The sequence below is a fragment of the Mariniflexile gromovii genome, assembly GCF_017814435.1.
Lineage (GTDB): Bacteria > Bacteroidota > Bacteroidia > Flavobacteriales > Flavobacteriaceae > Mariniflexile > Mariniflexile gromovii.
Window position 1 is genome coordinate 109,711 of record NZ_JAGJCB010000008.1, and the last position, 13,759, is coordinate 123,469.

At 34.4% G+C, this 13,759-nt stretch carries 3 protein-coding genes; all 3 read right to left on the reverse strand.

Annotated features, from left to right (window positions below; genetic code table 11):
* Nucleotides 1-3: 3 nt before the first annotated feature.
* The 3 genes from J8H85_RS10110 to J8H85_RS10120 are packed head-to-tail and all read right to left on the reverse strand — an operon-like array spanning nucleotide 4 to nucleotide 13,758.
* Nucleotides 4-5,280, reverse strand: a complete 5,277-nt coding sequence (locus J8H85_RS10110) for an eCIS core domain-containing protein (RefSeq protein ID WP_209655079.1) — start codon at nucleotides 5,278-5,280, stop codon at nucleotides 4-6.
* 17 nt (nucleotides 5,281-5,297) lie between these two features.
* Nucleotides 5,298-6,680: a contractile injection system tape measure protein gene (locus tag J8H85_RS10115; protein ID WP_317194995.1), complete on the reverse strand. Its 1,383-nt coding sequence runs from the start codon at nucleotides 6,678-6,680 to the stop codon at nucleotides 5,298-5,300.
* Nucleotides 6,681-6,729: 49 nt separating this feature from the next.
* Nucleotides 6,730-13,758 carry a hypothetical protein gene (locus tag J8H85_RS10120; protein ID WP_209655081.1) on the reverse strand — a complete coding sequence of 2,343 codons (7,029 nt, stop codon included), beginning with the start codon at nucleotides 13,756-13,758 and terminating at the stop codon, nucleotides 6,730-6,732.
* Nucleotide 13,759: the final 1 nt, after the last annotated feature.

Consider the following 13,759-nt stretch of genomic DNA (forward strand, 5'->3'; position numbering starts at 1 on the left):
CATTTATTTTTTCTTATTTATTAGTATTTTGCTCAAAGTAGTATCTGGCCCTATTTCTGTAAATATTCCATTTGCACCTATACTTTTTGTTCCATTTTTCTTAATATCATTTACCATATAAGTAACACCTTGACAAAGCTTTGGATCTTTATCACTTGCAATCATCTCTCTCAATTTTGTAATTTGTTCACTTGTCATTTTTGCATTGGCTGATTTTAATCCCTTAACAATTTCACTGTCCGTAACTGGATTCCATCTTGCTAAAACAGTTAAATCGAAAGTAACAAAATCTTCAGGGTTTTTCTTTTTAAGATTATTTTCTACTTTTTTAATCTGCTTTTTGACATACTCTTCGGCAGTTTTCATTGTTTTTCGATTATAATCTGCTGATGTAGTGACTAAATTTAATGCATTTTTATAGCCTGATCCCAGAAATGTATCTGCTAACACATGCGACGCATCAAAACCTATTTCTTTATTCGCAACATGCGAATCTGAGTCTTTTAAAGCTCTATTTGCTTCTTCTTGATTAACTGATTCTGTTCTACCTCGTGTTTTTGGTATTTTTAAGACCAAATCTCTACCATAAGTTATTTGATCTACTCCTTCTGTACCATTAACTTGAGCTATCTGTAAATGGCTGAAAAATTTTCGTATTTCATTTCTACCATTAATTTCTACCTCATAAGTATATTCAATGGTTATAGAACCTTTGTCTACTCTTACACTTATTACTTTAGGGGTAAACTTATCATGTTCTTCAGTTATATTGCCTTGTAATGATTCTTTGTAATAAGTTGTTAAAGAATTTGTTGCTGTTTTCTGTTTGTTTTTATCGGTAATCTGGTCTACAATGGCAGTTCTAGCTTCCATTGCTCTAGCTGTTTGTCCTCCATGAATTATAGGAACTCTATTATTTATAAATTCTTTCTTTTTACTTGTTACTTCTTGTTTCTTTTTCTCTTTTTGGTCACTTAAAGCTGTAGTTAGAGCATTACTAGCTTGATTGTTTACCAATTTTTTACCAAAACTGTGCGAATTAGCATCCATAGGAGATGAAAACAAACTTTTTGTTGAAGGAGTCAAACCTTTTAATTTTTCAACTAAAACAGGCCATTCCTTTACATCTTTTAAGTTTTTGCTGTTTTTTTCAATGGCATCATAGATTGCTAACTTAACATTTGGATCTATTTTTTTCAAATAAGCATCAAACCTAGCCATCACTCCATTTTCATCACCAAAAATTTCAAACAATTGAGTCATTTCATGCATTAATCTTTTTTCTTCTTTCTCTGTTACGTTATATGCTTTAGTAGCTTCACTAATTTCTTTTGGACTTGGGTTTTTTGTTGCCTGATCAATTTCTTTTTTTGCAGTTGTTGCTTTTACTTTTGTAGATTCATATAATTTACCGGCTGACTGGAGCATTTTTTTTGCTTTTTCTTTTTTCTCTTCAGGAAGATCACTTACTTTTTTATCCCATTTAGTTATCCTACCCTTAATAGTCATACGAGTACTAGCTACCATAATTTCAACCCCATTTTTCGTATCTATCCATATTTTATGTGATTCACCGCCTACGTTAAAACTTATTTTTTCACCTACTTCTTTATCTTTTAAAATATTTTTATCATCTTTTTTATCTTTACCGTCTTTTCCTTTACCCTTACCTTTACCAAACAATTTACTCACCTGTTTCACAAGGAATTTAACCATCTTATCAAGAATGGCCTTAAATGGTTTTTGTATGGTTTCAATGACCTTACGAATTGCTTTACCAATACCAGAAAGACCTACAAAACGGGCAGCAAATGAAAGAATCATGGGTATGGTTTTACCCAATGTTTTTTCAACAAACCCTGCTGCTTGACCAATGGCGCCGCTTGCAATGGCTCCTATGGAATCGAAAACTGATTTTACAAAATCTATAATACGATCCCAATTCTCTACAAAAAACATGACTACATCATATAGTAACATAATGGCTTGCACAATGGCTCCTGCAGGGTTGAGCATTGAAAGCAATTTGACTGACATTTTCTTAATAATTTGGGTAACCGCCCAATTACGAATGCCTTCCATTACTTTTGTTTTGATCTCTCCCGCTTTTTCCATTATTATATCCCACAAAGCAATAGGACCTTCTTTAACTACGCGTTTGATGATATCTACCCCTTTTTCAGCAGCAGCCATAATAGTCTCGCCCTTAGCTCCTAAACCTTTTACGATTTTAGGGCGAATGACATTCCATGTAAGTCCAGCTACCTGAAGACCAAGAAATAAAATGCCTTTCATATCAAACTTTTGGGGTAATTCTAATCCGCTATCGCCCATTTGCCCCATGAGCCATCCCACAAGTCCTTTTTTAAGCCAAGAAACAATGTTGGTTACAAAACCTTTAATTCCGCCACCAACTGCTTTTACTAAATTTTTGAAAAAACCTATAGGGTCTGTAAACAGTTTTTTCAGTACCGTTGCTCCCTTATCTAATAAGCTTATAATTTTATCTGGGCTACCTCCAAGTTTTTCAATGGCCCATTTAAAGAATTTCTTAGCGGCATAAAGCAATAAAGCACCTAGTTTGCCAACCAATCCACTCATTTCAGATTTCATTTCTTCAATCTTCTTATCAATGGCTTTCATGGCTTCATCCTTTTTATCGCATAATTTTTGCTGAAGTTTTTTCTTCTCGTCTTCTACATGCTTATCGAGTGCTTCAAGTTTTTTTGTTGTTTCTTCCTGCCCTCGTTTACCAGCTTCTTTTAATTCTGGCCCAAGTTCATCTATGTACTTTTGAATCTCTTTTTTTGCAGTAACAATTTCCTCTTTACAGGATTTTATTGTTTTTTCGTTTTCAGCATTAATATCAATAATTAAGAGGTCTATGGCTTTTACAAACGTTTCACGCTCGCTAGTGAATATTTCTTTAATTGCTGGAAAATGATCTATGCCAACAAATTTGTCTTTTAACCATTTGGCGCCGCCCCAGAATCCGGAATATCTATCAGATTTCCATGCATTCACTCTACGTTTTACATTATTTTCAAATGCTATAGAGTGTGTTTTTTGTCCATTGTCGAACGTATTTAAAGCCTGAGTTTCTAAATTACTTAGTTTTTCTTTTACAACATCTTCCGCTAGCTTGTACCTATCATTAATCCATTTTGTAACATTTTCTCTCTTTAGCTCTAATTCAGATTTTGTTTTTTCTTGCTCAATTTTTGCTCCATTAAGTTCATTGTTTCTTTGTTCCTCCATTGAACCTCTTGCCTTCTCTTCTTCTTTTTGAAGGTCGGTTTCAACTTTACTTTGTTGCTCTGCTGCAAAATTTTGCAAATTGGCAGGTTCGGTTGCAACTTTTTCTTTTAAAGTGGTTTTTTCTTTATTTGCTTCAGCTATATCGCCACTATCAACATTTTCAAACTCCGCTTGCATGTCTTTAGACACACCTTCTTTTTCATAAATTCCATCTGCTTCCTCTTCAAAATTAGAAAGATCTGTTTGTTCAATAGGTACTGCTGGTACTGCGCCTTTACCAAGGTTAAGGTTTGAGGTATCTGGAGCGCTCTCTATTTCTGGCAAGGCTTCTGGTATTTCACTTTCAGCTGGTGCTGGCGGCGTTTCTATTTCATTATATGTACCTTGTATTTCACCAACTTGCTTGGTGGTTCCTGCCAACACTTTGTTTCCAATTACTTGTGCTTTTTTTTCTGACTCAAACTCATTGAGCTCTTTTACTTTTGATGGAACGGCATCAGAAATTGCCTTGTCCATTTCACTTTTAATCTCAGCATCGTTAGCCTTTGGCTCTTCGGCTTCTTCTAGAGTATTTATTTGTTCGGCATTGCTGAGAGATTGCCCTTCTTCTAAAGGAGGTTCTACCGCTACATCTGTTTGCGTAGTTTTTTCTTCAGCAGTATCGTGAGCCGATTCATTATCTGCCAATTCTTGTGATTTTTTTGCTCCTTCATTACATACACCTGCACTTTGGGTTTCAAGATATTCAAGGGTTTCACCTCCTTTTTCCATTAGTGGTGCTTCAGTTGTTTCTGTACCGGTTGCATTTGCCTCTTCATTAACGTTTGGTTCAGCAACTGCACTATCTTGTTCAGGTTTAGGTTCTTTTTTCTTTTGTGAAGCTGGCACAACAACATCTGGTTTCTTGGGCACGGGTATAGCTACTCTAGATCCATTAGATCCTGACGCTTCAGGTAAAGGTTCCGGTTTGGGCGGCTCTACTACTGGTATCCCTTCATTTGCCATTAGCTCTGCTTGTTCACCTTCTTTAACGGCTTCATTTTGCGTTTTTATAGCTTCAGATGGATCAAAAGCATCTTTTTGTTCTTTATTGCTCTCTTTTATTTGTCTTTCTAGCTCCTCTTTATCTACTTCTTCTTCAAGCTGAACATCTGGTTTTTTCATTACACTGGCGCCCTGCTGTACCGTATGCGTCAACTCATGCGCCAATAAATGTTTCCCTGAATTTGAATTGGTATCATATTTCCCTTGGTTAAAATAAATATCATTGCCATGGGTAAAGGCTTGTGCCCCCAATTCTTTATTCATTTGAACGGATTCACTGCATGTATGTACTTTTACATTACTAAAATCGGCTCCAAATTCTGAGCCCATAGAATTTTGTAAATCAGATGGTAATGAACTCCCTTTTCCTTTACTTGAATTTAAACGTTCTTCTAAATTAGGTGCTTCATTTGTATCTGCGCTTGCTTCTTTTTTTTGTAGTTCTGTATCGCTTTCTAACAGTTCTTCATGTTCCTTCTTTTGTAATTTTTCGTCCTCTTCACAATGGGCACATTTTGGTTGAATTACTGGTGATGAAATTAATTTTGTTTGTATTTCAGATTCGGGTTGCTCTGCATTACTTTCGAAAATAGGTTTAAGTTGAATAGGATTATTTTCATTTACTGAAACCTCTTCTTTTTTTTGAAGTTTTTCTTCTTCTTCACATTCTGAACATTTGGCTTGTATTGCAGTATTTCCATTATAACCTATGGTGTTTGCTGACTCGTTACTTGATGATAAGCGTTGAACCACCTTATCTGCCATAGTATCGGCTTCTACTTCATACTTATCATTAGGTTGACCAATAGTTAACTTAGGCTGAACAGTTGTTGGACTAAAAAAGGCTTCGGGAGTCTGATTTTCATTAGATTTTGAAAAAAAGCCGTCTTTCCCATCTTTATTAAAGAAGGGTTGCCGCTTCAGTTGTATTTGGTTTTGAGCGGTTGAACTTTTTTTTTGTACTTCTGCTACTTCCAATATTCAATTAATTTATTCTATCTCCATTCTACTTTCAGCATGTCATTCATCCAAGGTAATTTGATGATGCTTAAATTCCATGGCAACTTATCGAGTAAAACATCCAGGGTTTTATGTTCTACATATAGTTTCCATCCGGATGCTTCCTTTTCTAGTTTTCCTTCACGTATTAAAAACCCTTCCCGTAAACTATCAGGACTCACATTTCCTAAAGCGCCCCAATGCTCAATAGCTGCCCCTAATACATTGTTGACCTCTATTTTTTCATCTTTTGTTATGATAAGTGTATGATCTACAGGCATGTTTACCGGCATGTTGCACAAGAATTTTGGCAATACCATTTCATATTCATGAGGTTTTTCATTTTCGGTGGCTAAATAATGGATAAGTAAAACTGCCTTACTTTGACTTTCAAAATCCTTAAACTCATTATTTTCCAATAGATTCAACTTTCTAAAAAGCGCGCTTAAAAAAGGGTGCAATAATACCACGCCGGCATTTTTAAAAAAGCTTGGGGTTTCAATAGTTTCAATTTCTACTTTATTTTCATCCTTTGTATATACAGTAGCATCTAATTGGATTTTAGGGTTCTTTTTTAAAGTACTATATAGAAATGGGTATTGATTTTTCTTAGGTCTTGTTACGTTATTCAATTCCTTGATTACTGGATTAAATTCTGGAAGACCTATCAAATTTTCACATATTTCGGTAGTATTCAGCTTTTTTTCATCAATAATTACTTGTTGGAATACCGACTTCCATAACGCTATTTCTAATTTTCTAAAAGGTTCCTTTTTCTTTAAAAGAAGGGTTTTATAAATGGCCTTAAGTTCTTCAAAAAAGACCAATAAATTGGACTGTGCATATCCGGTATAAAGTTCTGTAATCGATTTAAGCTGCTGTGGATCATGTTGAAGCACTAACCTTTTTAAAGCTGTGGGATGCTTTTCCAATAATTTTTTAAGTGCCAGTACCGCATTTGAATTTAGGGCAAGGGTTTCTAAAACAAACTCTATCCAATCGTCTTTTGGCGGTATGGTATACGATGGTAACATGCCCTTTCTAAGCCAATAAAGCCATATATTAAAATAGTGCTCACTTTTAGTTTTTTGGGAATTGACTTTCCATACATCTTCACTTTCAATACTTCCAGATTGCAACTTTTGTTTTTTATTGATAAGTTCTTCCTTTAAAAGACTTATTACTTTTTCAACTATGTTTTTGGTGTTATTTTCACTAAAAGTTACCTCACCCAAATCCAGTTCCAAAGTATCAAAGCGTAATATTTCATCCTCATTAACCATACTATCAAAAAGTTTATTCAACTCGGGAACCATATCTGCCCACACCATATCACTTACTTTTTGTTGCATGGCATATACATTTTTAGAAGTGTTCACTTATATATTAAAAATCTGTTTCCCTATGAGGTGATGGTTCGCCATATATTTACTTTAACAATGTTGTTAATTGATTTAAAACCTTTGGATTTGCAAGTGTTTTTAATGCGTCGCTATGCCATTCATTATTTAATTCCTTAGTTGAAAGTCCGTACTCACTTAAAACTGCAATACTTTGTTTGATACTTTTTAAATCTTCCTTTTTAATAATTGCTTTTTCATCAAGGGTCAGTTTATCAAACAAATGCCATGTAGCATTTTTTAGCAATACTAAAAATGCATCTACATCATTCCCTTTTTTTAAACTATATTGATTAAAGAAGTTCACTAATTGTACATAACCAGCTATGGTAGGTGTATTTTCTAAAAAGAAAATAGTGCGTTCATAACTTTTAGTTTTAAGCATTTTTTCATCTGATGCTGTTTTAACGTTATCCAAATATGCCGGTTTTCTTTGTCTTACTTGAGCTAATATTTCTTTTTTGGTTGGAGGAGCCTTTTTAGCTTCATTTTTAGTTGAAGAAATGCTACGAGTTAATGTTACTGTTACTGGTTGTGCACTGGTATCGGTTACAACATCTCTTACATCATCATAGTTGTTTTCTACAGGGCAATACTTCCAAAAAATAGTACCTGTAGTGTCGGCAGGTAAACAGCATTCACTAGGATCTTTCACTTCTTCACTTTTGCAATTACAGTCCCCTTGTTCTCCAGGAACTGTGGGACAAGCTTCTTCAGATTGAAGTGTTTTGATGCAGTCTGCTAAACGATACATGGGTGAAGCATTGTTTGGATCGCATAAAGGAGCTTCCATATCCTGCATCCAATCGAGCCATTGCATGTAAGCATCTTCAAATTTGCACATATTACGCGGACTTAACCACAGTATATTAAGCCCAACCAATGCGGGAGATTCCTTGTAAAGTAGCTGCTCAAAAGCCAATCTAGATTCTTGGGTTCTAAACTGTTTAGACCATGAAGGCAATGCAACGGTTGCCCAAAACGAATAGGGATCGCTACCTGGTAAATAATAAATGGTATTATCTTTTTGGGCACATGGATCGTCCTTATCCATATCGGGTTGCCATTCTATATCGCAACAATAATCAGGACAAATAGGCAACAAGCAATTACCAAACCTTTGGTTTGTACCGGGTACAGATTGGTCTTTAAACTCATTTTCCGTTCTAGGTCTCAGCAAGATATGTTCCAGTACATGCATTCCCATATCATTTACACATTCTTTGGTTAATTTTATGGCATCCTTAACTTCTTGTAAACTATCATACTGCTGTGGGTGATAAGCCAATTCTTTACTTTTATCTACAATTTGAAATGAATAAGGGCCATTTTCACCCTTCGAAGTACATTCTACAGAATATAATCCACTGGTTATCAATTCACAAAGTTCTCTAAAGGCATTTAATGCCTCTGTGCAACAACTATAACAATTACTACTAATAAATGGAAAAGGTTCATTGCATGCCTGGTTTCCATCTTCTGCTATCACATCATCACAACCACAAGGCTGTAAACCGTTTTCAGTAATTTTCTTATCATTTTCTTTCCAATAAAGCCTATAACAATAGCCATTATCTGATTTATAAACAGGAAAATAATTAGCTAATTGATTTAAAGCATCAACATCTAAATTGGCTTCCTCTAATATTTTAGAAATTCTTTCATCCTTTAACTTTTCTTTCAAGCATAATTTGATAGCTTCTTTAATTTCAGCTTCAGTTTTTGCAGTTTTAGGACATTCTTTTAAACAAGCTCTAATTATTTCCACTAAAGAACACATGGTATCTCTACTTGAATTATTAGTGTCAATGAAAGATACATTGGTATTAAAATGTGAACTCAAACTTGCATTAGATTCCCCTGCGCCAGATTTGTATGAACCATATTTAGTCCAATCCAATTTTTTTAGAACTTCCATCCATTTTTGCATCTGTTCATCCCTTTGGGCTTCAGAACTGTAGTAACAATTATGATTTACCACAAAATAACTTGGGGAAACAATTTTAAACTTCCAGTACTTTTGGTCACAAACTGGGATGTAATTTTTATCGTTGTCTGCTGCATACACAAATTCTCTTACGCCACCAGGAACACAATTTTTGCAATCATCTTTCTTATCAGGAAAAACATCATTCCAAGCCTCTTCTTCTGTTTGAAATTCGCAAAAACTTTCTGCAAGCACCTCAACCAACCCTACATAAAAGCATCCTTTCTCGCAAAGTATTCGGCAGTTATTTGAACTACCAGCAAGTACATAAAAATGTTGGTATGCTAAAAGGGCTTCTTCATAAGTAGTATAACATTCAACGCTGGTCCATAGTAAACTTCCCAAATGTTTTTTCTCACTACAACAGCCACAAATATCTTCACAGTCACCTACCTCATTTTCAGCACACTCACACAATCCTTTAAGCATACCTGGTTGTGGAATAACTACTTCATATTTAAACGTTGTTTTTTCCTCTTCTTCAATTTTATAAATAGGAAATATATCAGCCAATTTTGTATAATACTCTATAATATCGTGCCCTTGTTCTTTTAACTCTTTTATTTTTTCTTCAGGAATTACGGCTATAAATGACGTTTCATCGCATGCTGAATTGGATTCAGAATTTTTATAGATTTCTTCAATACTAATTTTCCCTTCAGTTCCATATTGGGTAGCATCCGTTGCAAACCCAATAATGTTTAAGAATTCATTTTTATAGGCTTCTTCCGCCGCTTCATAATTATCATATCCCAAATAACTTATCAGTACAAATTCATGGTTTTCGTTATCATTAAAGCATATTTGATAGTGATATTTTTTAGGATCTTTTTTAGGGCAAACCACCATATTTTTAGGTGGGCATTGTTTTAAATTAACGGGGGGCACCAGATCACATATCATGGCTTTTATACGTTCTGCTGATGCTCTTTCTGGGCACTTACGGCTTATAGCTACTGGCGAATTTTTCTTGTAAAAACGCCATTCGAACATGCCGTTTTCATTTTCAGACATTTCACTGGCTACAAATTCTGGGTTCGGTTGTCCTTCATTTGTATATATCGTACTCATATACGCCATAATTGCCGATGCTTTTTCAGCGTCTGCCTTTACATCTTCTTTTTTATATTGAAATGCTATGGGTTGTTTTTCATTGGCGGCATCAAAAAGAGCAAATTCGTAGTCAGCCTCTTTTTTTGAAACTATTAATGAAAAGGTCTGTATTTTTTTAACGAACCCAGTATATGCTTTAGAAGCGCTTTCATAGGTCTTATACGTATCCTTACTAATAAAAATGGGTGAGAACTCACCTTGTGAATTACTGTCACCATATAAAAAGTTATATAATGCTGGAGTAGATTCTACCTTAAATTCGTACAGGTGTTCTTCAAAAACAGGATGGTTGCCTTTTACAGCTTCCGCCACTGCTACCTTATCAAAATCTGCTTTAGATTTTGCTTTGGAAGCGAACTCGGTATCCGATTTTAAAATTTCTTTTTCACCTTCATAAAGCGACCAAACATACCGTCTGGGTTCTTCTTTTATTGCTACAGGAAGTTCGTTGCTTTTAAGAAATTTTGTTACAGAAGTTAATGATCTATTTCTATCCGAAGCTGTTTCAAAATGATCTGGGGGTAAGGCTAAAAAGGAACCGAATTCATCTCTTATAATAAAATTATACTCTGGGTTTCCTTCATCACCAGATAATAGATAATTCTTTTTATTTCCACCAAATTGATAAACCTTATTTATTTCTTTAAGTGCTTCTTTTTTAGAATCATAAACACAGTAACTTACAAAAGGTTGCTGATTAACACCTACGGGAACTTTAAACCCAAACTTATTTTTTATTTTATTGTAATCTGGTTTAGAACTTCTATTATTGAAAATCTTTACGGAATCTTCAATAGCCGTTTCTTTATTAAAATCGGTGGTATTAATTTCGTTTGAAACTGCTATAACGTTGTCTTTTTCACCTTTTAAATAGATTTTAAAAGTATTGTCTTTGCCTTCAATACTTAAATTTTTAGAGGTACTACCCCATGTTTTAGCCTGTCTCCATGCAGCCACTGCTTTATAAGCATCTGGATAAGAATTTACAGAACTAAACAAAATCTTATTGTTTATTTTTAAACTCCAGTTAAGTGCTGTATCATGCTCGGTTACATAAGCATCAAGCGTTTCATTGTTTATTAAATGATCCCATGCTTCCTCATAATCATTAAAAACGGACTTACTTTCTACCTTATCTTTAGATCCTGTATTAAGAAGATGCCATTTCCAACTTATTAATGTATCTATTTTTAAATCGAGTTGGTTAGTATCGAGATAACAATTTTTTCTTTCTATTGGAAGTAATCTGAGCTTATTCTTTTCTTTTGTTGAAGCCGATAGTTTTCGTGAATTGATGGCTTTTATAAATTCATCTCTGGTATCGGTGGCTATTTTTGAAGAAGCCATTTTCGAATTATCGCTTACGGTAACAATGTCGTTTTTATAATTTAGCAACTCCTGATGGTAGTTATATTTAGAAATAACAATATTTTCATCGGCTGCTTGTTCTGAAAATATGCGATGAATTACTGATGAGTTGAAGCCATTCAGATTTTTTTCGAGTTGTTTGTATGTTTCTTCATTGCGAAGTTGGACTAGTAATTTTTCTGCGGCATTGCTTAACGCTTCCCTTGTTTCATAACTTCTATTGCTTCTAAAAAGTATATTTCCTGATGGGTCTTTTAAAAGCAGCTTAAAACATGGTGTGACTTCAAAATTACATAAATTCCGACGCGTATAATTATTAAGTCCGGATAGAAGGGTTGTTCTTTTTTCGAACCCAGAAACGTTATCGGTATTCCATGAAGGTTCCAAATAATTGAATGCTTTTCCTCTATTTCTGCTTACTTCGGCAAATTGGTTTAAATAGGCCGATTGATCGTTTACAGTTTGTTCGTCAAAGTCTTCTTTATTGATTTTTTGACGGTATTTAAGCAAGGTATAGTCTGTAAAATCTTCACCAAATCGTGCTAGAAGATGATCTAAAAACTGTTTTCTTCTGGCTATATATTCGTCCTTATTTTCGGTTAGTTTTTGTATTATGTTTAAATAAGATACAGGATGGTAACTTATTCCAAAATAATGCATATCAGGATCTACACTCTCAGATTTATTAGTAACAAGGTTATAATTTTCCAATATAGACGCAAAAAATGCCACATTATTAGCTTCGTTTTTGGCATCATTTTCAGATTGAAATCTTTTGGTACCCACCAATAAAACATCATTTGGAGATTGAGGGCACAATACGAAAAAGTACCCAAAACGGTCGGACAAAATTTCTATGGTGTAGTTGTCATTAAAAAATGAATCAACCAATTGGTTTATATAAATAGCGCGAATGTTGGAAGAAGAAAAAGTAAACAGGTTTACCAAACCACTTTTACCATTACAATAATTGCCTATGGTTAATTCTGTTCTTGAGTTATTCTTCAACAATTCCAAAGCTTCTTTCCACTGTAAATCATTGGAAACAGTAACAGCAAACTCCAACCCTTCTGTTAAGTTGCTATTTTGTTCATAAAACTTGAGTAATTTATCAATTCCTGGGGCTGTTTCTGTTATTTGAGTGAAATAGGTTTGCTTCTCCTGTAACGTTTTTTCTTGTTCCGGTTTTATTGAAAACAAGGAACCCATGTTTGCCAACTGTGAAGTGTAATTGGCTAAAATCTGGTCATAAAACATGAGGTACCCTTTTAATTGAAGGGCTTGGGTTTTTCTTAATAATGTGGCGTTTTCTGGCAAACCATCATCACCAATACCATACACTACAGGAAAATCGTTTTGTATGGAATAGTAATGATCTAGATCTTCCCGATAGGTGCCAGTTGGTACTTTGGCATCAAGACTATCTGATGGTAATTCGAATTTTTTTGGGAAGGACAGTGTTTTATTAATTTTCGTTTTATCAATTAGTAATAACCCTTCTGAGCTATATAAATCGATGCATGTATTCTCCAAAGAAAAGACAGGTACTTCACCATCACAAATCATGTTTCCTTGAACCCAATCAATAGCATCTACATGCGTTCCTTTTAAACCTTTTATATGTATTTTTTTGATTTTTCGTACGCCTTCAACACTTAGAACCACATGGTACAAATCTGAAAGATGTATCTCTCCTCTTCTCTCTAGCTGCTCAAGCTCATCGGTATCAACAAAACCGTAACTTTCTTTTCTATAAGGTCTTCCTGCAAAAATTTCATCGATAGATTTCCCTTTATCCAACAATCCGTTTAGGGTGTAATAGTTGATTTGAGGCTGAATAAAATTTCGGATTGCCTTGATTATTTCTTTATAAACCACTTCTGGACTAAAACCAGAATTCAGTTCTACTTCGGCGCACACACCAATATCTACAGGCTTTAAAACATTTATTTCAAAAACATCTTCACATAAATTTCTGTATGCTGAAAGTAATTTTTTTACTTCATCAATAAGAACCGCATTGTTTTTAACATCACTTTCCTTTTCAATATAAACGTTGTATAACCCATTAAGTTGAATTTTTAAAAACCCAGGTCTTGGAGGCACTTCATTATCATTATTAAAATTATTACATTTTCTAAATGTGGCATTACCAACCTCATTACAAGAAAGCGTATTGTTGAATGGGTTTACATATAATGATTCATCATTTACAGGTTCCAACCATGCATTTCGAACTCCCGGAAGCTCCAATAATAGTTTTCTATAATCGGTGATGGTTACGGGGTTTATGGTTAATACTTCTAGTGGGGTTAAAAAATTATCATTTCCATGTTGCTCATCTTCATGGGCAATTAAATCTTCAATAGGCAGATTTGTTTTGTAACCAAGATCCATAAGGGCATATACCAAAACCTCAAGTATGGTTATACCGGGATCATGCACATTATGATCGGTCCAAATCTTGCCAGAAAGATTGCCAATATGTTCTAATCCTTCCTTTCTAAGTTCTTTAAAATCCAGAAATTGAGGTAAATCCGGATCGGTCAACTTAATAACGGATGCTTTATTTCCTGATAATTCTGCCATA